Origin of the sequence: Glutamicibacter sp. NPDC090743, from assembly GCF_044769125.1 — a bacterium.
GTDB lineage: Bacteria > Actinomycetota > Actinomycetes > Actinomycetales > Micrococcaceae > Glutamicibacter.
Genome location: NZ_JBIVXE010000004.1, coordinates 412506 through 433683, shown reverse-complemented (window position 1 = coordinate 433683; position 21178 = coordinate 412506). Strand labels below are relative to the sequence as shown.

Here is a 21178-nt window from a genome sequence, read left to right as displayed (position 1 = left end):
CTTCCGGGAGCTAGGCGTCCGCCGGTTCCTCGCGCTTATCGCGCAGCGCGATCTTGGAGATCACCCAGATCACGGCGGTCAGCCCGCCGGTGAGCAGCAGCTGGGTGCGCGCCGCGGGATCAGTCATCGCGATGGCGACAATCGCCGCAAGGACGATGATCGTAGCGATCGACAGGCCCGGGAAACCCCACAGCCGCAACGGCAGATGCCCGCCATCGCGGTCCGCGCGGCGACGCAGGATCAGCTGCGTCACGGCAATGAACGCCCAGATGAAGATGATGGTCGAACCCACCACGTTCAGCAAGATCGGCATCACAGCCTCGGGCCAGATCCAGTTCAGGCCCACGGCCAGGAAGGAGAAGGCCACGGAGGCGATCACGGCCTTCGACGGCACGCCCTTGCCGGTCACGTGGGTGACGGCGCTCGGGGCGAGCTTGCGCTGGCCCAGCGAGTACAGCATGCGCGAGGAACCGTAGATATTCGCGTTCATCGCCGAAAGCAAGGCGACCACGACCACGGCGTTCATCAAGAAGCCCACGCCTGGAATGTGCATGACATCCAGTGCAGCCGCAAATGGGCCGTCCACGATCGCCGGATCATTCCAGGGCACCAGGGCGACAATGACCAGGATCGAGCCGAGGTAGAAGAACAGGATACGCATCATCACGGACTTGACCACGCGCTTGATGTTGCCGGCCGGGTCCTTGGACTCGGCGGCCGCGATGGACACCACCTCGGTACCGCCGAAGGAGAAGATGACGATCAGGACTGCGGCGGCGATGCCGGCCATGCCACCGGGGGCGAAGCCGCCATGGGCGGCCAGATTGGCGAAGCCAACTGGTTCCGGCGTCGGGATCACCCGGGTCAGCACCAAGGCGCCGAAGACCAGGAACGCGATGATCGCAGCCACCTTGATCACGGCAAACCAGTATTCGAAACGGCCGTAATTCCTTACGCCGAGCAGATTCGCTCCGGTCAGGACCACCACGAAGCCGAGCACCCATGCCCACTGCGGGAAGGCCGGAACCCAGCCGGCAGTAATAGCCGCGGCCCCGGTAGCCTCGGCAGCGATCACCACGACCAGCTGGATCCAGTAGAGCCAGCCCAGGGTGGACCCTGCGCTGCGCCCCATGGCTTGGCCAGCGAAGGTGGAGAACGCGCCGGAGGACGGATTGGCGGCTACCATCTCCGCGAGCATGGCCATGATCACGATGATCACGGTTCCAGCGATCAGGTAGGAGACCAGCACTGCCGGACCAGCGATGGAAATGGCCTGGCCGGAGCCGACGAACAGGCCAGCGCCGATCGCGCCGCCCAGGCCCATCATGGAGATCTGGCGCCGGGTCAGCCCGGTATGCAGCTGCTCGGGGGCTTTGACTGCGCTCACGCGGTGGCCTCCTGGACGGACAGGGCCGCGAGCACGCGATCGACGTCGTGTGCGGTACCGGAGGAAATCCTCAACCCGTCTCCGGGGAAGGCGCGAACCACTACACCGCCGGCGGCGAGCTTGGCTTCAAGCTGTTCGGTTGACTCTCCGGCATCCACCCAGACGAAGTTCGCCTGCGACTTCACGACCGGGTACCCGGCAGCGGCCAGGCCCTCGTACATCCGCTCGCGCTGGGTGACGACTTCCTCGATGCGCAGCGACAGCTCGCCGATGGCGGCCAGCGAGGCCACCGCCGCGCGCTGTGCCAAGTCGGAGACGCCAAATGGCACGGCCACCTTGCGCAGGTTCCCGGCAACTTCCAGCGGGCTGATGGCGTACCCGACGCGCAGGCCAGCCAGGCCGTAGGCCTTGGAGAAGGTGTGCAGCACGGCCACATGCGGGTACTTGCGGAACAGCTCGATGCCATCGGCCCGCACGGCCGAGCGGTCGAAGTGCACGTAGGCTTCGTCGACGACGACCAGCACGTTGCGCGGCACGGCATTGATGAACTCATCCAGCGCGCGGGCCTCCACCACCGTGCCGGTCGGGTTGTTCGGGTTGCAGATGAAGACCAATCGGGTCTTATCGGTGATCGCGGCCAGCATGGCGGGCAGATCGTGGCGGCTATCGGCATCCAGGGGCACCTCGACCGGGGTTGCGCCGGCGATCCGCACCAGCGAAGGATACGCCTCGAAGGAGCGCCACGCGTAGATGACTTCGTCGCCCTCGGCGGCAACCGCATGGATGATCTGGGCCGCGACCTCGACCGAGCCCGCGCCCAGGGTGATGTGCTCCGCCGGGACGCCGAACTGCGAGCTGAGGGCGCCGGTCAATTCGGGCGCCGCGATGCTCGGGTAGCGGTGGATCGTGGCCAGGCCCTCCTGGATGCTGGACAGCACCGAGGGCAGCGGGCTATGCGGGGATTCGTTGGATGAGAGCTTGGAGGCTCCAGCGGCTGCGGGCTTGCCCTGCTTGTAAGCGGGCACTTCCTGCAAGGAGGGGCGCTGGTGAAGGGTCATGAGTTTCCTCTCTGACTGCCAGAGCTGCACGAGGTTGGCAATCGTTCGTATGACAAAGCCGTGGTGCGTGGTCAGCGGTGGCCCTGCTCATATCCTCGCGTGTCGCGATTCACAAGCATCGACTGTAGGTTGAATGAATCTGCCGGCGCAATCGCAAACTCTGTTTCTATGCAGGCTGCATAGCAATCGCCGCCAATCAACCCATTTTACTAGTCAATCTGCCCAGTGTTTTCCACTTCTGCCTCGGCCCTAGCGCACGCTGCGACCAGTGGCAGTGTCCTTCCCTGGAAATGCTCGTGCAGGGCGAAGGAGGATGAGGTCCTTGCCACACCCGGCACCTTGTTGATGCGGTTGAAAATCGCCTGCAGGTCCTCGGGGGTCCGGGCCACAACGCGCAGCTGCAAGTCCGAACTGCCGGTCACGGTGTACATGTCGAGGATTTCCGGGATGGATTCCTCCAATGCGCTCGCGACCGGATCGTGCCCGTAGCGCTGGATGATCTCCACCTGGCAGAACGCGACCAGCGTGTACCCGAACCCCGCAGGCTTGACCCGCGGGACGATGCCCTGGATGACGCCGGCCTCGTGGAGCCGGGCCAGCCGGCTGCTGATCGTGCCGCGGGCAACACCCAAGCGCCGGGCGCACTCCATCACCGGAAGCATCGGCGATTCGGTGAGCAGTTCGATCAAATCCGCGTCCAGGCGGTCAATGCGCACGGTCGTCCTTTCGACGAGTCGGTCCAATGATCCAAGGCTAGCGGTGTTTGCTGGGCGAGCTCGATGAAAATGAGCCAAGTGTAATCCGCGCCACAGGCTAGGCTGTTGCCATACTGATCCTCAAGGAGTTCACTGATGGGCAAGACACCTCTCCAGTCGGTAGCCGGTTTGCACGTCCTTGTCACCGGGGCCGCGCAGGGCATGGGTTTGCTTTTCGCCAGGCAGGCTTGCCTCGAGGGCGCGGCACGGGTGGTCATCTGGGACATCGACGCGGCCAAGCTCGACGCGGCTGCCGAGGAGCTGCGCCAGCTCGGCGGCACTGTCGAGACCCATGTGGTGGACCTTGCCGACCAGAGCCAAATCCAGCGCTACGCCGCCACGGCGGTGGAGGGCGGGGGAATCGACGTGCTGGTCAACAACGCCGGGGTGGTCACCGGCACCTCCTTCGCGAAGCACAGCACCGCGCAGATCACCGCGGCCATGCAGGTGAACGCACTCGCCCCGATGTACTTGACCCACGCCCTGCTTCCGCAGCTGGGCCGACGGGGCAAGGGCCGGGTGCTGACCATCGCCTCGGCGGCCGCGCTGGTGTCCAACCCGAATATGAGCGTCTACGCGGCCTCCAAGGCCGCGGCCCTGTCCTTCAGCGATTCGCTGCGGCTGGAGCTGGAAGGCAACGACCAGATCGCCGTGAGCACCATTTGCCCGACCTATATCAGCACCGGCATGTTCGCGGGCGCCAAGCCGATGCTGCTGACCCCGATCCTGGAGCCGGAAGTCGTGGTGGACCGGGCGTGGCGGGCGATGCTTGCCGGCACGCCGCTGGTGCTGATGCCGTGGACCAGCAAGCTGGGCCAGCTGCTGCGCGGCGTGCTGCCGCGACCGGCCTGGGATTTCGTGGCCGGTAAGGTTATCGGCGTATACCGCTCGATGGACGAGTTTACCGGGCGAACAACGCGGGACGAGCAGATGAATCGGGGCTGAAAGTTCGCTGGCCCATCTGTTGCTGGAGGGCCCTGCGGGGTAGCTTTGGAGCATCGCCCAGCTAGGAGGACCGTCATGCAAAAGCTCACCGTCAATCTATGGATGCAAGGCACTGCAGAGGAAGCGGGGGAATTCTATGCCCGCGCCCTGCCGGAGGCAAAAACCGAAGTCGAATCGCGCTATCCCACCGAGGGCCTGCTGGAATTCCAGGAACCCTTCGCCGGCAAGGCGCTGACCGTTTCGCTGTGGGTGCGGGGAACCAAGATCACGCTGATCAACGCGGGCCAGGAATTCATGCCCAATCCGGCGATCTCGATCATCGTGGTCTTCAACGCCGGCCAGCGCGAGTCCCTCGATGCCACCTGGGCCGCGCTGCTGGAGGGCGGCACGGCGCTGATGCCGCTGGACACCTACCCGTTCAGCGCGCGCTACGGCTGGGTGAACGACAAGTACGGCGTCTCCTGGCAGCTGATGGAGTCCGATGAGCCCGTTGAGCCGCGCGCCTCGGTCTTTCCTGCGCTGATGTTCGGCGGTGCGGCCCAGAACCGCGCGGTCGAGGCCATCGAGTACTACAGCCAGGTGCTCGGCGCGAAACTGGACAGCGCCTTCCCGTACGGGGAGCCGACCGAAGCCGCTACCGCCGAAGCGCTGATGTACGCCCAATTCACGCTCGGCGAGGATTGCGTTGCGGCCATGGATTCGGCCGTGCCGCAGGACTTCACCTTCACTCCCGGCGTCTCGCTGGAATGGCCATGCGATGGCCAGGCGGAGATCGACCGCGTCTGGGAGGCGCTGTCCGCGGTGCCTGAAGCCGAGGCCTGCGGCTGGCTGACCGACAAATTCGGGGTGAGCTGGCAGATCGTGCCCTCGAACATGGGCGAGCTGATGGAGCGACCCGGCGCATTCGAGCATATGCTGAAGATGAAGAAACTGGTGATCAACGACTTCTGAGCGGGGAACGATGCAGAGCGCTGCACGGCGGGCGGTAGTGGCAGGAGCCAGCGGGTTCATTGGCGAACGGCTGATCGCGCAGCTGCGCGGGGCTGGATACCAGGTGGCGGTCATCGGTCGCGGCCGTACAGCGGATGCGCAGTGGGGCGATGGCCCGGCGCTGGCGGCACTCATCGATGGTGCAGAACTGCTGGTCAATCTGGCCGGGAAGAATGTCGGCTGCCGCTATCACGAGGCGGCGCGCAACGAGATCCTCGCCTCGCGCGTGGACACGACCCGCGCGCTGCACGAGGCAGTGTCCCAGGCAGCTGATCCGCCGGCGCTGTGGCTGAACGCGTCCACCGCGACCATCTACGGGCACAGCATGGACGCGCCGAACACCGAGGACGGCCGGATCGGCGAAGGGTTCTCGGTGGATGTGGCGCGCAACTGGGAACGCGAGTTCTTCCGCGGCGAGCTGCCCACGCGCCGGGTCGCCCTGCGCATGGCCATCGTGCTCGGCGACGGCCCGGCTACGCGCAAGCTGCTTGCCGTCGCGCGGCTGGGGCTGGGCGGGGCGCAGCACGATAGCTGGTGGCCAGCGCATCGGCGCTACCGCGGCATCGGCCCGGATCCGAGCGGATCCGAACGCAGCGGCTGGCACCGCACGCGCGGGAACCAGCGCTTCAGCTGGATCCACGTGGATGATGCGATCGGCGCGATCGGGCATATCATGGATCACCCCGAAATCACCGGCCCGGTCAACCTCAGCTCGCCGAACCCGGTTGCCAACCGGGCGCTGATGGCCTCGCTGCGCCGCGCCACCGGCGCGAAATTCGGGCTGCCCGCGTATCGTTGGATGCTGGAGCCGGCCATGTTCGTGCTGCGCGTGGAACCGGAAATGCTGCTCAAGTCCCGCTGGGCGCTGCCCGGGGTGCTGCAGGGGACCGGGTACGAGTTCCGCTGGCCGCACCTGGATGCGGCGCTGGATGACGTGGCCGGGAACCCGGCTGCGAAGCAAGCACTTTAAGGACGCGCATTGGCACCGAGAATCCGCCGCTTCACCCTGCCCGAACTGGCCCCTGGCTACCGCGGGGATCTGGGCGATGACTACGTTGAACTGCTGCACTTCAGGGATTTCGATGAGCCGCTGGCGGCCGATGGCGCGCGGCTGGAGGAATGCCGTTTCAGCTCCGTGCAGATCGAGGCCTTGCGCAATGCCCGGCTGATCCAGTGCGAACTGGACCAATCCGGGGCTCCCGCCCTGCAAGCCGCTGGTGCGTTCCTCAACGATGTGCGGGTGACCCACAGCCGCTTCGGGTCTGCGGATTTCGCCGAGGCCCAGCTCGATGGCGTGGTATTCGAGAACTGCAAATTCGGCTGGCTGAATTTCCGCGGTGCAACGGTGCGCGATGTGCTCTTCGTCAATTGCCAATTCGAGGAGATCGACCTGGGCGGGCAGATCCAGCGCCTGGGCTTCGTCGATTCGCGGGCCGGGCAAATTACCGCTGCCGGGGCGCAATTGCGCGAGGTCGACCTGCAAGGGCTGGACTTCGCCCAGGTTGAGGGGGTCGATGGGTTGCGCGGCGCGCGGATCAGCTCACTGCAGCTGGGCCTGCTGGCAGAGGCGATGGCCAGCCACCTGGGGATCAAGCTAGGGAGTTGATTTGCCCGTGGCCGGCGGCCAGCTGCTGCGCGGTTTCGGCCAGCAGCTGCGCCATGGCCGCGGCGGCTCGGGTCAATGAGACATCGCGCCGGTGCGCCAGCCCGATTGTGCGGGCCAGCGGTTCGCGCAAGGCAATGGAGTGCACTCCCGGAGCGTCCAGCGCCACCGTCGCCGGAACCACGGCGACTCCGAGCCCGCGCTGCACGAAGCGCAGCACCGCGTCCATCTCCCCGCCTTCCACGACGATATTGGGCACCAGGCCGGCGTTCTTGTAGGCCAGGGCGGTGCTGGCGCGCAGATCGTAGCTGTGCGAGAAGGCCAGCTGGGGCACCGGAGCCAACGCGCGCAAATCAAGCTCCTGGCCAGCCAGGTGCGGGTGCTCCAGTGCGTCGATGACCACCAATTCCTCTTCGAGCAGCGGCAGGTTCTCCAGATGGTTGTCGTTCACCGCATGCTCCGAGGTCACGATGAGCGCCAGATCCAGTGCGCCGCCGTCCAGCTGCTCCAGCAGCTTGTGCGAGCCCGCTTCGAAAATCTGCAGTTGCACCCCGGGGTAGCGGGTGCGGAAGATGGACAGCGCCTCGGTGACCAGCGACACGCACAGGGTAGGCGGGGCGCCCAGGCGCACCCGCCCGCGATGCAGCCCGGCCAGGTCGGCCATTTCGGTGCGGATGGACTCCTCGTCGGCCAGCATCCGGCGCGCACGGGGCAGCAATGCCTGCCCGGCGGCGGTGAGCGTGATGTTGCCGCGGGCCCGGTGGAACAGCTCGGAGCCCAGTTCCTGTTCCAGCGTGGCGATCTGCCGGCTGAGCGATGGCTGGGCCAGGTGCAGCTGCTCGGCGGCCCGGGTGAAGTGCCCCACTTCGGCGATGGCGGTGAAGCCGCGCAATTGCTCCAAGTTCATGGTGCATAGCCTACTGCTATCAACATCATGCCAATAATTCATTGGACGTATTCTGGGCGCGGGGTGATGCTGGAAACCATGAGAAACGAACAGCAGATATCCACCTCCGTACTGGTCATCGGCACCGGTGGTTCAGGCTTGCGCGCGGCCATCGAGCTGGCAGAATCGGGCACCGACGTGCTGGCCGTGGGCAAGCGCCCGCGCCATGACGCGCACACCGCGCTGGCCGCCGGCGGCATCAACGCCGCACTGGGCACGATGGACGCCGAGGACAGCTGGCAGCAGCACGCGGCGGACACCATCAAGGAAAGCTACTACCTGGCCGATCCGCGCACCGTGCAGGTGGTCGCGCAAGGCGCGGCCCGCGGCATCGAGGACCTGGAACGCTACGGCATGAACTTCGCCCGCGAAACCGACGGCCGGATCTCCCAGCGCTTCTTCGGTGCCCACAAATTCCGGCGCACCGCCTTCGCCGGGGACTACACCGGGCTGGAAATCCAGCGCACCCTGGTCCGCCGTGCGCAGCAGCTGCAGGTCCCGATCCTGGATTCGGTCTATATCACCGAGCTGCTGGTCGCCGAGGGGCGGATCTTCGGCGCCTACGGCTTCGACGTCAACGACGGCACCGGGTACCTGATCCATGCCGACGCGGTCATCCTGGCCGCCGGCGGCCACACCCGCATCTGGCGGCGCAGCAGCTCGCGGCGCGACGAGAACACCGGCGACGCCTTCCGCCTGGCCGTGGAGGCCGGTGCCCGGCTGCGCGATGCCGAGCTCGTACAATTCCACCCCTCGGGCATCATCGAACCCGAATCGGTGGCCGGGACCCTGGTCTCCGAGGCGGCACGCGGCGAAGGCGGGATCCTGACCAACGCCCTGGGCGAACGCTTCATGGAGCGCTACGATCCCCAGCGCATGGAATTGTCCACCCGCGACCGGGTCGCCCTGGCCGCCTACACCGAGATCGCCGCCGGGCGCGGCACCGCCAAGGGCGGGGTCTGGCTGGATGTCTCGCACCTGCCCCGGGCCACCATCATGGAACGGCTGCCCCGGGTCTACCAGACGCTGCTCGAAGAGCAGATGCTGGACATCACCGAGCAGAAGATCGAGATCGCCCCGACGGCGCACTATTCCATGGGCGGGGTGCAGGTGGACCCGCTCACCCACGAGACGGCGGTCCCCGGCCTGTACGCGATCGGCGAAGCCTCCTCGGGCCTGCACGGGGCCAACCGGCTGGGCGGCAACTCGCTGATCGAGCTGCTGGTCTTCGGCCGGATCGTCGGGCAGGGAGCTGCCCGGTATTCGCGTGCGCTCACTGCCCAGCCGCGTTCGCAGGCGGCCATCGAGAAGGCGCGCGGGGAAGTGGACCGGCTGCTGGCCGCCGATGGGCAGGAAAATGTCCGGTCCCTGCAGCGGGCGATCCGCGACATCATGACCCAGCACGCCGGAGTCGTGCGCGAGGAGGCGGGGCTGAAGCTGGGGCTGGAGAAGCTGGCAGAGGTCGAAGCGCGGATGGCGCGGGTGGGCATCCACCCGGACATCGCCGGCTACCAGGACCTGTGCCACGCCTTCGACCTGAAGTCCTCGGCTCTGGCCGCGCGCGCCACCTTGGAGTCGGCGCTGGAGCGCCGGGAAACCCGCGGCTGCCATAACCGCAGCGACTATCCGCACACCGATCCGCAGCTACAGGTGAACCTCATCTGGTCGCCTGAGGGCATCACCCGTGAGCCGATCCCCGAAGTGCCTGCGGAAGTGGCCGCGCTGATCACCGAGGTATCGCAGGCAGGCAAGCTCGTGGAGTAATGAACCGGTGCGAACTTGCCAAAGCCCGGCGGCTGCGCTGAAACTGAGCTCAGTGGGCGACCGGCCAGGCGTGGGTGCCCTTCGCGAGTGGAGGATGAGATGGCCCATGTGGGGCTCGTATTCGTAGGACTGATTCTGAGTGTGAATGCGTTGGTGGGGCTGGGCCGGATTCCGGCCCGCTCGGCGGCGGTGCTCAACCTGATGGTCGGCGCGCTGCAGATCATGTTGCCGACCTTGATACTCAGCCAGGCAGGCAGCGATATCGCACTGGTCAATGCCACCTGGCCCAGCTACCTGTTCGGGATGACCTATCTGCTGGTCGGGTTCAACACCCTGTCCGGTTTCGACCCGGCCACGCTGGGCTGGTTCAGCGCGTTCGTAGCCGCGATCGCGCTCTACAAGAGCGTGCTGTCCATCGGCCCGGACCCGCTGTTCGCGGTCATCTGGCTGGCCTGGGCGCTGATGTGGCTGGGCCTGTTCCTCTCCGACGGGCTGGGGCTGCGCCGGCTCGGCCCGGTCCAGGTGCCCGTGGCCACCGCATGGTTGATGCTCAGCGCCGGCATCCCGAGCAGCACCATCCCGGCGCTGTTCGCGCAGAACGAGCGGTGGTCCACGTCGCCGGCTGCGGGTTGGACCGCCCTCTGCGTGCTGGCCGCGGCCGCCGGATTCAGCTGCTGGAAAGCCCGCAGCACCTGGCGCTCCATGCAGGAGGCAGCCTAGCGCTTGCGCTGCACCCGGGCCTCGTCCCAGACCGGCTCGTCGGACTCGTAGACGGTGCCGTCGGAGCCGAAGACCAGGAAGCGGTCGAAGCCGCGGGCGAACCAGCGGTCGTGGGTCACCGCCAGCACGGTGCCTTCGAAGGCATCGATGGCCCGTTCCAGCGCTTCGCCCGAATGCAGATCCAAGTTATCGGTGGGCTCATCGAGCAGCAGCAGGGTTGCCCCCGAGAGCTGCAGCAGCAGGATCTGGAAGCGCGCCTGCTGGCCGCCGGAAAGCGATTCGAACTTCTGCTCGGACTGCGCTGCCAGCCCGTAGCCATCCAGCGCTCCGGCCGCTGCCTCGCGCGGCATTCCGGAGCGGTGCTCGTCGCCGCGGTGCAGGATTTCGAGCAGGGTGCGGCCAAACAGGTCCGGGCGGCTGTGGGTCTGGGCGAAGTAGCCCGGGCGGATGCGCGCTCCCAGCTTCACCGTGCCGGCATGCGCCACCGGGGCGATCACCACATCGGAGACCGGCAGGTGCTCGCGCTCCGGATCGGATCCGCCGGAGGCCAGCAGGCGCAGGAAGTGCGACTTGCCCGAGCCGTTCGAACCCAGCACGCCCACCCGGTCGCCGAACCAGATTTCGGTATTGAAGGGCTTCATCAGGCCGGTCAGCTCGAGCTTTTCGGCCACGACCGCGCGCTTGGCGGTGCGCCCGCCCTTCAGCCGCATCTGCACGTTCTGCTCCAGCGGGATCGCCTGCGGCGGGCCGGCCTCCAGGAACTTCTCCAGCCGGGTGGTGGCCGCCTGGTAGCGGTTGGCCATGTCGGAGCGGAACGCGGCCTTGGTCTTGTACATGTTGACCAGTTCCTTGAGCTTGGCGTGCTCCTCGTCCCAGCGCTTGCGAAGCTCCTCGAAGCGCTCGTTGCGCTCCTTGCGGGCTTCCACATAGGAGCCGAACGCGCCGCCGTGCACCCAGGCGGTGGCCCCGCCGTGGCCCGGTTCCAGGGTCACGATGCGGGTGGCGGCGTTGTCCAGCAGCTCGCGGTCGTGGCTGATGAACAGCACGGTCTTGTTGGAGCGGGACATGATCTCTTCCAGCCAGCGCTTGCCGGGCACGTCAAGGTAGTTATCCGGCTCGTCGAGCAGCAGCAGTTCGTCGTTGCCTTCGAAGAGCGCTTCGAGGACCAGGCGCTTCTGCTCGCCGCCGGACAGGGTGCGCGCCAGCCGGTCCCGGGCCTTGTCGAACCCGATGCCCAAGGCGGCCATGCAGACCTTGTCCCAGGTGGTTTCCAGCTCGTAGCCGCCGGCGTCGCCCCACTCGATGATCGCCTCGGCGTAGCGCATGTGGACTTTCTCGTCCTCGCTGGTGAGCATCTTGGCTTCGTACTCGGCGACCTTGGCGGCGGCCTGGGCCAAAGCCGGTGCGGCGGTGGACAGCAGCAGGTCCTTCACCGTGGAGTCGTCGCGCACCTGCCCGACGAATTGGCGCATGATGCCCAGGGTGCCGGTGCGGTTGATGGAGCCTTCGTCGGCCTTCAGGTCTCCTGCGATGATCTTGAACAGGGTTGTCTTGCCGGTGCCGTTGGGTCCGATCAGCGCGGTCTTGGAGCCGGCGGTGACCTTGAAGGCCGCACCGCCCAGAAGCTGGGTGCCGTCGGAAAGGAAATACTGGATGTCTGTCACGTCTATATGGGCCACCTGGCAATCCTATCGGGTAGATTGCCGAACATGCAGATCACAGTAGAAATCTACGGAGCGCTCCATGCCTGCTGCCATTCAGCGTTTTCGGTAGGCGATCACGTGCGCTGGCAGCTGGCCCAGGTGCGCAATGGGCGCGGGGAAATTTCCTTCGAGCTCGATGACCACGGCACCTTCGATGGCACGGGGGTGCCCGTGGCAGCAGTCGCCGCCCGGGTGGTGCGCATCCAGTACCGGGATCATGAACGTGCGGCGAAGGCCGGGGGACTGGCAGGTGGCCCTGTCCCGGTGGTCGATACCCTGCATGTTCCCGAAGGCACGGATTTCGACCACGACTGGATCGTGGTGGGACTGGAAGTAGCGGATCCGAAGAGCCTTCCGCCGCTGGCCGACTGGGATGAGGGCGCGCCCCTGCCTGGTGGCGCGCCGCGCGGCGGCTAGTTGTACTTGTAGAACCCTTCGCCGGCCGCCGCGCCGAGCTTGCCCTGGTCGATGTACTGGGTCTTGAGCAGCTCGGCGAACTTCTGGCTGGTTGCATCGCCTGCACGGGAAATGTTGTAGGCGGTGTTCAGCCCCACGATGTCGTAGATCTCGAACGGCCCATGCGGTGCCCCGGTGCCCAGCTTCCAGGTCTTGTCGATGGTCTGCGCATCGGCGACCCCGTTGACCAGCAGGTGGCTGGCGGACTGCAGGAAGGGGACCAGCAGCGAGTTCAGCACGTAGCCCGGCTGCTCCTTGAGCACCCGGATCGCGACCAGCCCGGTACGCTCGGCGAAATCGACCACTGCTTCGTAGGCTTCGGGGGAGGTTGCTGGTGTGCCCATGACTTCGCCGGTGTTGTTGGACCAGATGTGGTTGGCATAGTGCAGGGCGAGGAATTGTCCGGGGCGGCCAGTGAATTCGGCGATATCCGAGGGCAGCAGGGTCGATGAATTGGTGGCGAATATGGCCTGTTCGGGGGCCAGCACGGCCAGCTTCCGGTAGGTCTGCGCCTTGATCTCCAGATTCTCGGGCACCGCCTCGATGACCAGGTCGGCCTCCCGCACCGCGTCGGCCAGATCGCTGGTCAGTTCGATGGACTCGCGGGCGGATTGGGCCTTCTGCGGGTTCCCGAAGTACTGGGCGTACTGCGCAACCAGGGCATCCAGCCGCTGGTTTGCGGCGGCCAGCGCTTGCTCGCTGATGTCGTAGCCGATGACAGGCAAGCCGTGGTAGGCGGTTTGGAAGATGATTTGTGCGCCGAGCACGCCAGTGCCCAGAACGGTGATGCGTTGCAGTTCCATGATTCTCCTTGGGGTATAGCTTCACTCTCCGCTTTTAGTTGCGCAATTTCAACTAAATGTGAGCGGGAGAACGCCCGACACCTGCTGGTTGGCTGCCAGTTGCCGAAGATTCACTTTCTGGCTAGGTGGTGCTGGAACTCTTGGGGAGTCATCCGCAACCAGCATGGGGGAGAATTACGTGCACCGCATATCCAAGAAGGCCCCGGGAGTCCTGGCCGCCGCCGTCATCGCCGCGAGCCTGTCGCCGCTAGCCGCCGCCGCGGACCCGCGTGAGTACTTCGAACGCGAGGCCACCTACCCGGTCTACCAGAACCATCCCGAGGGCGCCGCGGCCCAGACCGCCGCAGAAATCTCCACCGTATCGGCGGACGGTAACACGCTGATCTACTCCGATGCGCTCTCGCGCAGCGTCGGCTTCCTGGACATTTCCAACCCTGCCGCACCGAAGGGCCTGGGCCTGCTGGGCCTGCACCAGCTGGGCAGCGCCGAGGACGAGCCCACCAGCGTGGCCGCCTACGGCGACTACGTGTTCGTGGTGGTGAACACCTCGGCCAGCTACAGCGACCCCTCGGGACGGGTGGATGTGGTGCGGATTGCCGACCGCACGCTGGTGCACAGTTTTGCGCTGCCAGGCCAGCCCGATTCCATCGCGCTGTCTGCCGACGGTGCCTACGCGGGCATCGCCATCGAGAATGAACGCGACGAGGATGCCGGCGAAGGCGCGCTGCCGCAAGCCCCGGCCGGATCGATCGCCATCATGGACTTGCAAGGCGCGGACCCGGCCGGCTGGAAGCTGCGCGAAGTCCCGCTCACCTCCGGTTCGCGCACCGAACCGATTGCGCTGCCGCTGCTGGCCGCGGCCGGTCTCGACACCCCGCAAGACCCCGAGCCCGAGTACGTCACGATCAACGAGAAGAACCAGCTGGCGGCAACCCTCCAGGAAAACAACGGCGTGGTGCTGGTGGACCTGGCCTCGGGCGGGATTACCGGCGCCTTCAGCACCGGGACCGTGGATCTGGCGGGGATCGACACCGAAAAGGACGGCGTGCTCGATCCCAGCGGGGAGCTGAAGGGCGTGCCGCGCGAGCCCGATGCCATCGGCTGGATCCAGGACGGCTATCTGGCCACGGCCAATGAGGGCGACTGGAAGGGCGGCAGCCGCGGATTCACGATCTTCGATTCCGCCACCGGCGACGTGGTGTGGGATGCCGGCAATAGCTTCGAGCACCTCGCGCTATCCCAGGGCTTGTTCCCGGAGCAGCGCGCAGGGAAGAAGGGCGTTGAGCCCGAAGGGCTGGCCACCGCCGAATTCGGCGGCGTGGACTACGGATTCATCGCGGCCGAACGCGGGAACTTCGTGGCCGTGTACGACCTGTCCGAGCCATCCAGCCCGCGCTATCTGCAAAGCTTGCCGACTACCAACGGCCCGGAAGGGATCTTGCCGATCCCCGGGCGCAACCTGCTGGCCATCGCCTCGGAAACCGATGAGGGCCAGGTGCGCTCGGCGGTGTCCCTGTACTCCTTCGGTGCCGCCGCGCCGCAGTTCCCGCAGCTGTCCTCGGATGCCGCCGATCCGGTGCCTTTCGGTGCGCTCAGCGGCCTGTCGGCCAACCCGGCCGATGCTTCGCAGCTCTTCGCGGTCAGCGACAACGCGTACCAGCCGCGCATCTACACCCTGGAAACCGGGACCCCGGCCACCGTTGAATCCTCGATGGCGGTCACCTCGGCCAGCGTCGAACTGGATCTGGAAGGCATTGCCGCGCGCGCGGACGGCGGATTCTGGGCCGCCCATGAAGGGGAAACCGGGGCGGACAACCTGCTGGTGCTCATCGACGCGGCCGGTGCGGTGCAGGAAGAAATCGCGCTGCCTGCACTTTCAGGGCTGGGCAAGCACGGGCTGGAAGGCATCGCCGCGACCGGGTCCGGGAAGCAGGAAGAAGTGGTGTTCGCGGTGCAGCGCGAACTGCCCGGCGAGGACGTCGTCCGCCTGGGCAAATACCTCCCGTCCACCGGCGAGTTCAGCTGGTACGGCTACCAGCTGGACCCGGCAGCCGAAGGCGCATGGCATGGCCTGTCGGAAATCACCGCGCTGCCCGATGGCTCCTACGCGGTGATCGAGCGCGATAACCAGGTGGGGCCGGACGCCAAGCACAAGGCGGTCTACCAGTTCCGGCTTCCGCAGGCCCAGGCAGGAGAAGTGCCGCTGGTGCAGAAGAAGCTGGCGGCCGATGCGCTGCCGGTCCTGCAGGAAACCAGCGGCTGGACCCAGGAGAAGCTGGAGGGGCTGGCGGTAGCCGATGGCCAGGTCTACGTGGTGACCGATAACGATGCGGTGGATGAGGCCACCGGCGAGACCGTCTTCGCGAACCTCGGTGCGGCGGATGAAGTGTTCGATCTGGCCGGCCAGGCACCCAGCGAGGAGCCCGGCGAAGAAGAGGGCAAGGACCAGGACGAAGAGCTAGCCGCGGAACCAACCCGGAACCCGTCGCCGCAGCCGAGCGGGGAATTCCCTGCACAGGTCCCGGAGCCGACCCGGGAAGCCGGCCAGTCCCAGGCGCCCCAGGCGCCGCAGGAGACGCGGCCAGCCCAGCCGGAAGCCGGCGAAGAGCTCGCAGCCACCGGTGCGAACAGCTTCTGGCTGATTCCGGTGGGTGCAGTGATCGCGCTGCTCGGCGCGGCGGCGGCCCTCAAGACCGCACGGGCCCGCGCGAAGTAGGCCGCACGGAAGGTACCGGGAAAACAGCGAAGGCGTGGCACCTATGCAGGTGCCACGCCTTCGGGATTGACAGCTAGTTCTTCTTCTGCGAAATCACGACCGCGGCCACGACGGCGATGATCAGCGAGATGACCAGGAACTTGCCGCCATTGCCGGACTTCTTGTCCTGGGCGGCGAGGTTCTTCTGCGCGGCCTGCACAGCGCTCTCCACCGAGGCGCGGGCACGCTTGGCGGCCTTGGAATTCCCGCCGACATTCTCGATCAGGTTGGCGCCGGCCTTGCTGATGGCTTCAGTGTTGACACCGGAGACGGCCTCGTTCCAGCCGCCACGGATTTCCTTCGGCAGCTCTTCCTTGGCAGCCTTGGCGAGTTTCGCCAGCGACTTTTCAACTTGCTTCAAGCTCTTGGCAGTCTTCGACATGTTGTTCCTCTCTGATGGACCTTGAGTCTGGTGGACCTTGAGGTCTCAGCTCCCAGCCTAGCCATCCGGGGGTGGGCACTCAAGGCCGCGCCGTTGCGCTGACTGCGAACTGGGAATTTACTGGGAGGCTGCGGGCGGGCGCAGCTTGCGAATGCGGGTCCGCAGCGCGCTGAGCAGGCACAGCAGCATCAGGATCGCCGCGATCGAAAGCACCGTGGCAAACCCGGGAGAGGTGGCGTGGCCGGTGTAGCGGTCCACGATGATCCAGCCGATCACCCACAGCGCGCCGGCGTTCAGGTAGATCCCCATGGGATTCTTGAAGCTCACCGCGCTGAGGAACAGCGCCAGGAGCAGCACCGACAGGGCGCAGGCGCCCTTGAACATCAGGGAGCTGGCGTCGGCCCCGGACAGGGCGGCGAAGGCGACGGTTTCGGCCAGCACGATCACCGAAAGCCACCCGGTGAACAGCCCGAAACTGGCGCGGGTAATCCACCGGTCCACTTGCTGCAGGGCAGGGGTCTTGCCGATCATCACCACGATGCGGATCAGCAATGCCAGCAGGAGCAGGCCGAACACCAGCGAAGTGCCGATGCGGTCGCGCTCCAAGAACGCCACCCACAGCGCATTGCACAGCACCGCGCCGAGCACCCAGGGGCGCAGCCGCCGATGGAACCCGGTGCGTTCTTGCGGCAGGCATTGCCAAATCGCATAGAACGCCACTGCGGCCATCAGGCCGAACCAGGGCAGCTGCCCGATGCGCGGCACCGAGGTGACGGTGGCGTCCTGCCCCATCCACCCGCCGGCGAGTGTTTCCAGCCCGGCGGCGGAAAGCACCGCCCACGCCGCCCAGCCCAAGCCGAGCAGGATGATGGCGGCATAACCGCCGGTAACCAGCCTTCTTTTCACGATTCCGAAGGTACCACGCCGCAAGGGTTAAAACCGTTCGCCACGGTTAGAGTGGAGCCATGACAGATCTTTGGGTACGCCGTGCCATTTCCCTGCTCGACGCTGACGCGAACCGCAGCGCCGACACCCACCTGCATCGCTTCGAACTTCCCGCCCACTGGGGGATCGAGCTTTATTTGAAGGATGAGTCGGTGCACCCCACCGGTTCGCTCAAGCACCGGCTGGCACGCTCGCTGATCCTCTACGGGCTGGTCAACGGGAAGATCGGCGAAGGCACCACGCTGGTGGAGGCCTCCAGCGGATCCACGGCCGTTTCCGAAGCGTACTTCGCGCGGATGCTGGGGCTGGACTTCATCGCGGTGGTGCCCAAATCCACCAGCGGCGAGAAGATCGAGCTGATCGAGTTCTACGGCGGGCGCTGCCACCTGGTGGACGCGGCCGGCCAGGTCGATGAGGCGGCCCGCGCGCTGGCGGCCGAAACCGGCGGCTACTACCTGGACCAGTTCACCTATGCCGAGCGGGCGACGGATTGGCGCGGGAACAATAACATTGCCGAGTCGGTGTACGCGCAGATGGCCGCCGAAGCCCACCCGATACCCAGCTGGATCGTGGTCGGCGCCGGGACCGGCGGCACCAGCGCCACCTTCGGGCGCTATGCGCGCTACAAGCGGCACGAAACCAGGATCTGCGTGGGCGATCCGGAAGGCTCCTCCTTCTACGGGGGATGGCGCACCGGGGACATGGGCTACGCGACGGGGCAGGGATCGCGCATCGAGGGGATCGGCCGGCCCAGCGTGGAACCGAGCTTCGTGCCAGGGGTAATCGACCAGATGGTGCAGGTGCCCGATGCCGCCTCGCTGGCAGCCATGCATTTCCTGCGCGCCAAGACCCGCTACTTTGCCGGCGGCTCCACCGGGACCAACCTCTATGCGGCGTTCGGGATCATCGCCCAGATGCTCGAACGCGGCGAGCAGGGCTCGGTGGTGACGCTGATCTGCGACTCCGGCGAGCGCTACGCGAACACCTACTACAACGAGCAGTGGGTGGCCGAGCAGGGCCTGGACCTGGAGCCCTACGCCGCGCAGCTGGAGCGCTTCATCCAGACCGGGGCCTGGAGCTAGCTGCCACGCAGTGCGGGCATGAGCCCGGCCCGCTTCTTGCGCTGGTGCACCGAGAAGTAGCCCAGGCCCGCTTCGCCGGCCACGAAGCGCCGTTGGGAGCGGGCGGGCAGGTAGATGATGTCGCCGATGGCCAGCTCGATGGATCCGCTGGCGGTATGCAGCACCCCGGAGCCGGCGAAGACGTGCAGCACCACGTCCAGCTCCGGGCCCTGGTGCTCCCCGATCTCTCTGGACGGGGCCAGCGAGATCACGTTGGCGTCGAGGTCGCGCTGCCCGGGTTCCAGCTTCCAGATCGCTCCGTTGGTTTTTCCTGCGGCCAGCTCGGTGGTATTGGCCATGCGGCGCGGTTCGGGCATCGTCTCTCCTTGAAGTTCTCTGCTGCAGCTTCCAGCCTATCCAATGGCGGGCAGCGCCCCGGTCCACCCGGCGGTGACGCGGTGCGTGCCGAACTGAGCCAGTTGGCCACGCGGCCGCTCATCCTGGCCATGGCACTGGGAGCGCGGGTCAACGGGGGCACCTTCGCGGCGTTCACCTTCATTGCGCCGGTTGCGGCTATCACCGCCGGCGTGGCCGAGGGATGGGTTTGGGCCGCGCTGGTCCTGTTCGGGCTCGGATCCTTCCTCGGCGTAACCAGCGCAGGGCGCCTATCGGATCGGCGACCGGGCCTGGTGCTCTTCTCCGGAGGACCGCTGCTGCTGGCCGGTTGGGTCGTGTTGGCTTGGACCGCGTCGCATCCCATGGCGCTGCTCTGCCTTGTCTTCATCCAGGGTTTCCTGATTTTCGGCGTCGGCAGCACCGTGATTGCGCGGGTGCTCTACGCGGCCTCGGCATTGTCGGCGGCCGCTCCCTTGGCCATGCTGCTGAGCCGGCGCATGCTGTTGGATACCACGGCAGGCTCCCATCGATGATCCGCCGCGGGGTGCACCGGTGCGGGGTAGCCGGCGTTGCCCCGTAATTTGCGCTCGTTGCGTGCGCCACCTGCCGGTGTGTTGGGAGGAACCTGCGGCAGCGTCAAAAACCCATGACACAAGGTGGCTGGCGCAGTAGGGTGAAGAATAGACCCACTGGAAAATTGTGTGCAGGAGGAATGTTTTGCCTACCGTAGCCGACCACCTGATTGAACAGCTCGATACCCAGGGAGTGCGCCGGATTTACGGCCTTCCGGGGGATTCCCTGAACGGCTTGACCGATTCATTGCGGGAGAACGGGCGGATCGAATGGGTCCACCACCGCCATGAGGAAGCCGCTGCCTTTGCCGCGGCGGCCGAAGCCGGAATCACCGGAGAGCTGACGGTATGCGTCGGCTCTTGCGGACCGGGGAACCTGCACCTGATCAACGGGCTGTACGACGCGAACCGCTCGCGCGTGCCGGTGCTGGCGATTGCAGCGCACATCCCTACCGAGGAGATCGGTTCCAACTACTTCCAGGAGACCCACCCGGTGGAAGTCTTCCGTGGCTGCTCGGTCTATGCCGAACAGGTTTCCGACCCCAAGCAGATGCCGCGCATGCTGCGCATTGCGATGCGCGAGGCCATCGAGAAGCGCGGCGTGGCAGTACTGGTGATTTCCGGCGATGTCGCGTTGGCGGAGATGGAACGCACGCCCACCCAGGAAATCACCAAGACCAACCCGCGGGTGCTGCCCAATGAAGACGAGCTGGAGCGTACCGCAGAGATCCTCGAAGGCTCGCGCAAGGTCACCATTCTGGCCGGTGCGGGCGTGGCAGGAGCTCATGACGAGGTGATCGCGCTGGCTGGCAAGCTCGGGGCGCCGATCGTGCATGCGATGCGAGGCAAGGAGCATATCGAGTACGAGAACCCCTTCGATGTGGGCATGACGGGCCTGCTGGGTTTCGCTTCGGGCGCCAAGGCGATTGCCGAATGCGACGTGCTCCTGATGCTGGGCACCGACTTCCCCTACCAGCAGTTCTACCCGCACGACGCGACCATCATCCAGGTGGATATCCGCGGCGAGCAGATCGGCAAGCGCACCCGGGTGGACATCCCGCTGGTGGGCACCGTGAAGGACACCGCGGCGGCTCTGGATGCGCTGCTGCCGGTGCAGACCCACCGCAAGCACCTGGAGACAGCGGTGGAGCATTACCGCAAGACCCGTACGAAGCTCGACGAGCTCGCCACGCCCTCCAAGCCGGGTGCTGCAATCCATCCTCAGTATCTGGCTCGGCTGATCGACCAGCACGCAGATGAGGATGCGATTTTCACCGCCGATGTGGGATCCCCGGTGATTTGGGCGGCCCGCTACCTGACCATGACCGGCGAGCGACGGGTGCTCGGCTCCTTCAACCACGGTTCCATGGCCAACGCACTGTGCCATGCCCTGGGCGCCCAGGCAATTGACCGGCAGCGTCAGGTTATCGCCTTCGCCGGGGACGGCGGATTGGCCATGATGCTCGGTGAGCTGCTGACCGCCACGCAGAACAAGCTGCCGATCAAGATCGTGGTGTTCAACAACTCCTCGCTGAATTTCGTGGAACTGGAAATGAAGGCCGCCGGGTTCGTCACCTACGCCACCGATCTGCACAACCCCGACTTCGGGGCCGTGGCTACCGCCTCGGGGCTCAAGGGCTACCGGGTAGATGATTCGGCGCAGCTTGAAGCCACGGTGCAAGAATTCCTGGCCCATGACGGTCCTGCGCTGCTGGATGTAGTGACCGACCGCCAGGAGATGTCGATGCCACCGGAAATCAAGTTGGAACAAGCCAAGGGATTTGCCTTGTATGCCATACGCACCGTGCTCTCCGGGCGTGGCGACGAGCTGCTGAATCTGGCTAAAACCAATTGGCGGCAATTGTTCTAGCCCTTTTATGCCTATGCTTGTTGCTGGTGCCCTTGGCACCAGCAACACGTTTGTGACATCAAGAAAG

At 66.1% G+C, this 21178-nt stretch carries 19 protein-coding genes and 1 pseudogene; 11 read left to right on the top strand and 9 right to left on the bottom strand.

The features are described 5' to 3' along the window. Positions 1-10: 10 nt before the first annotated feature. The 3 genes from ACIQTS_RS10785 to ACIQTS_RS10775 form a co-directional block, all read right to left on the bottom strand. The gene (locus ACIQTS_RS10785) at positions 11-1387 is read right to left on the bottom strand and encodes an amino acid permease (protein WP_105658504.1); all 1377 of its coding nucleotides are present in this window, start codon (positions 1385-1387) and stop codon (positions 11-13) included. After that, positions 1384-2445, bottom strand: a complete 1062-nt coding sequence (gene hisC / locus ACIQTS_RS10780) for a histidinol-phosphate transaminase (RefSeq protein WP_332499062.1) — start codon at positions 2443-2445, stop codon at positions 1384-1386. Before hisC ends, ACIQTS_RS10785 begins: the two co-directional genes overlap by 4 nt. A gap of 209 nt (positions 2446-2654) precedes the next feature. Continuing rightward, positions 2655-3188, bottom strand: a complete 534-nt coding sequence (locus ACIQTS_RS10775) for an Lrp/AsnC family transcriptional regulator (RefSeq protein WP_286172087.1) — start codon at positions 3186-3188, stop codon at positions 2655-2657. A 108-nt stretch (positions 3189-3296) separates the two neighbouring features. Between ACIQTS_RS10775 and ACIQTS_RS10770 the strand changes: the two genes are divergently transcribed. The 4 genes from ACIQTS_RS10770 (at position 3297) to ACIQTS_RS10755 (ending at position 6741) form a co-directional block, all read left to right on the top strand. Then, on the top strand, positions 3297-4145 hold the full coding sequence (locus ACIQTS_RS10770) for an SDR family oxidoreductase (protein ID WP_105661416.1): 849 nt from the start codon (positions 3297-3299) through the stop codon (positions 4143-4145). A gap of 75 nt (positions 4146-4220) precedes the next feature. Next, a complete protein-coding gene (locus ACIQTS_RS10765; protein WP_105661415.1) occupies positions 4221-5096 on the top strand; it encodes a VOC family protein in 876 nt (291 codons plus the stop codon). A gap of 10 nt (positions 5097-5106) precedes the next feature. Beyond that, positions 5107-6105: an epimerase gene (locus ACIQTS_RS10760; RefSeq protein ID WP_402473307.1), complete on the top strand. Its 999-nt coding sequence runs from the start codon at positions 5107-5109 to the stop codon at positions 6103-6105. Between the two features lie 9 nt (positions 6106-6114). Continuing rightward, complete coding sequence (locus tag ACIQTS_RS10755) at positions 6115-6741, top strand: pentapeptide repeat-containing protein (protein ID WP_402473305.1); 627 nt, start codon at positions 6115-6117, stop codon at positions 6739-6741. Here the strand turns inward: ACIQTS_RS10755 and ACIQTS_RS10750 are convergent. Beyond that, a complete protein-coding gene (locus ACIQTS_RS10750) occupies positions 6725-7645 on the bottom strand; it encodes a LysR family transcriptional regulator (protein WP_402473302.1) in 921 nt (306 codons plus the stop codon). The two genes, ACIQTS_RS10755 and ACIQTS_RS10750, sit on opposite strands and share 17 nt — an antisense overlap. 78 nt (positions 7646-7723) lie before the next feature. Here ACIQTS_RS10750 and ACIQTS_RS10745 point away from each other — a divergent pair, with 78 nt between their 5' ends. Both ACIQTS_RS10745 and ACIQTS_RS10740 read left to right on the top strand, forming a co-directional pair. Continuing rightward, positions 7724-9448, top strand: a complete 1725-nt coding sequence (locus ACIQTS_RS10745) for an FAD-dependent oxidoreductase (RefSeq protein WP_402473299.1) — start codon at positions 7724-7726, stop codon at positions 9446-9448. 99 nt (positions 9449-9547) lie between these two features. Then, on the top strand, positions 9548-10168 hold the full coding sequence (locus tag ACIQTS_RS10740; protein WP_400287998.1) for an AmiS/UreI family transporter: 621 nt from the start codon (positions 9548-9550) through the stop codon (positions 10166-10168). On the opposite strand, the gene ACIQTS_RS10735 is transcribed toward ACIQTS_RS10740, so the two are convergent. After that, positions 10165-11847: an ABC-F family ATP-binding cassette domain-containing protein gene (locus tag ACIQTS_RS10735; RefSeq protein WP_402473296.1), complete on the bottom strand. Its 1683-nt coding sequence runs from the start codon at positions 11845-11847 to the stop codon at positions 10165-10167. The two genes, ACIQTS_RS10740 and ACIQTS_RS10735, sit on opposite strands and share 4 nt — an antisense overlap. Before the next feature lie 30 nt (positions 11848-11877). On the opposite strand from ACIQTS_RS10735, the gene ACIQTS_RS10730 reads away from it, so the two are divergent. Continuing rightward, positions 11878-12288, top strand: a complete 411-nt coding sequence (locus tag ACIQTS_RS10730) for a hypothetical protein (protein WP_332595379.1) — start codon at positions 11878-11880, stop codon at positions 12286-12288. Here ACIQTS_RS10730 and ACIQTS_RS10725 read toward each other — a convergent pair. Then, on the bottom strand, positions 12285-13130 hold the full coding sequence (locus ACIQTS_RS10725) for a 3-hydroxyacyl-CoA dehydrogenase (RefSeq protein ID WP_181148916.1): 846 nt from the start codon (positions 13128-13130) through the stop codon (positions 12285-12287). The genes ACIQTS_RS10730 and ACIQTS_RS10725 overlap by 4 nt on opposite strands. A gap of 178 nt (positions 13131-13308) precedes the next feature. Between ACIQTS_RS10725 and ACIQTS_RS10720 the strand changes: the two genes are divergently transcribed. Next, positions 13309-15846, top strand: coding sequence for an esterase-like activity of phytase family protein (locus ACIQTS_RS10720; RefSeq protein ID WP_402473292.1), 2538 nt, complete (start codon positions 13309-13311; stop codon positions 15844-15846). 73 nt (positions 15847-15919) lie between these two features. Here the strand turns inward: ACIQTS_RS10720 and ACIQTS_RS10715 are convergent, their stop codons facing one another. Both ACIQTS_RS10715 and ACIQTS_RS10710 read right to left on the bottom strand, forming a co-directional pair. After that, the gene (locus ACIQTS_RS10715; protein ID WP_105658525.1) at positions 15920-16267 is read right to left on the bottom strand and encodes a hypothetical protein; all 348 of its coding nucleotides are present in this window, start codon (positions 16265-16267) and stop codon (positions 15920-15922) included. A 117-nt stretch (positions 16268-16384) separates the two neighbouring features. Further along, positions 16385-17173: a hypothetical protein gene (locus ACIQTS_RS10710; protein WP_105661401.1), complete on the bottom strand. Its 789-nt coding sequence runs from the start codon at positions 17171-17173 to the stop codon at positions 16385-16387. A 59-nt stretch (positions 17174-17232) separates the two neighbouring features. Between ACIQTS_RS10710 and ACIQTS_RS10705 the strand changes: the two genes are divergently transcribed. Continuing rightward, on the top strand, positions 17233-18294 hold the full coding sequence (locus tag ACIQTS_RS10705; RefSeq protein ID WP_332488758.1) for a PLP-dependent cysteine synthase family protein: 1062 nt from the start codon (positions 17233-17235) through the stop codon (positions 18292-18294). Here ACIQTS_RS10705 and ACIQTS_RS10700 read toward each other — a convergent pair. Then, positions 18291-18650 carry a cupin domain-containing protein gene (locus tag ACIQTS_RS10700; RefSeq protein WP_400289285.1) on the bottom strand — a complete coding sequence of 120 codons (360 nt, stop codon included), beginning with the start codon at positions 18648-18650 and terminating at the stop codon, positions 18291-18293. The two genes, ACIQTS_RS10705 and ACIQTS_RS10700, sit on opposite strands and share 4 nt — an antisense overlap. Before the next feature lie 84 nt (positions 18651-18734). Here ACIQTS_RS10700 and ACIQTS_RS10695 point away from each other — a divergent pair. Next, positions 18735-19121: pseudogene (locus ACIQTS_RS10695) on the top strand (Cmx/CmrA family chloramphenicol efflux MFS transporter); the annotation flags it as partial. 265 nt (positions 19122-19386) lie between these two features. Next, positions 19387-21111 (top strand): ubiquinone-dependent pyruvate dehydrogenase, encoded by a 1725-nt coding sequence (gene poxB, locus ACIQTS_RS10690; protein ID WP_402473287.1) that lies wholly within the window; start codon positions 19387-19389, stop codon positions 21109-21111. The last annotated feature ends 67 nt before the right edge of the window (positions 21112-21178 follow it).

Excerpts from the sequence above, each read along its gene's own strand:
- ACIQTS_RS10765 (WP_105661415.1), top strand. The coding sequence starts at position 4,221 with ATGCAAAAGCTCACCGTCAATCTATGGATGCAAGGCACTGCAGAGGAA.
- ACIQTS_RS10750 (WP_402473302.1), bottom strand. The coding sequence starts at position 7,645 with ATGAACTTGGAGCAATTGCGCGGCTTCACCGCCATCGCCGAAGTGGGG.
- hisC (WP_332499062.1), bottom strand. The coding sequence starts at position 2,445 with ATGACCCTTCACCAGCGCCCCTCCTTGCAGGAAGTGCCCGCTTACAAG.
- ACIQTS_RS10725 (WP_181148916.1), bottom strand. The coding sequence starts at position 13,130 with ATGGAACTGCAACGCATCACCGTTCTGGGCACTGGCGTGCTCGGCGCA.
- ACIQTS_RS10745 (WP_402473299.1), top strand. The coding sequence starts at position 7,724 with ATGAGAAACGAACAGCAGATATCCACCTCCGTACTGGTCATCGGCACC.
- ACIQTS_RS10730 (WP_332595379.1), top strand. The coding sequence starts at position 11,878 with ATGCAGATCACAGTAGAAATCTACGGAGCGCTCCATGCCTGCTGCCAT.
- ACIQTS_RS10760 (WP_402473307.1), top strand. The coding sequence starts at position 5,107 with ATGCAGAGCGCTGCACGGCGGGCGGTAGTGGCAGGAGCCAGCGGGTTC.
- ACIQTS_RS10700 (WP_400289285.1), bottom strand. The coding sequence starts at position 18,650 with ATGCCCGAACCGCGCCGCATGGCCAATACCACCGAGCTGGCCGCAGGA.
- ACIQTS_RS10740 (WP_400287998.1), top strand. The coding sequence starts at position 9,548 with ATGGCCCATGTGGGGCTCGTATTCGTAGGACTGATTCTGAGTGTGAAT.
- ACIQTS_RS10770 (WP_105661416.1), top strand. The coding sequence starts at position 3,297 with ATGGGCAAGACACCTCTCCAGTCGGTAGCCGGTTTGCACGTCCTTGTC.
- ACIQTS_RS10715 (WP_105658525.1), bottom strand. The coding sequence starts at position 16,267 with ATGTCGAAGACTGCCAAGAGCTTGAAGCAAGTTGAAAAGTCGCTGGCG.
- ACIQTS_RS10705 (WP_332488758.1), top strand. The coding sequence starts at position 17,233 with ATGACAGATCTTTGGGTACGCCGTGCCATTTCCCTGCTCGACGCTGAC.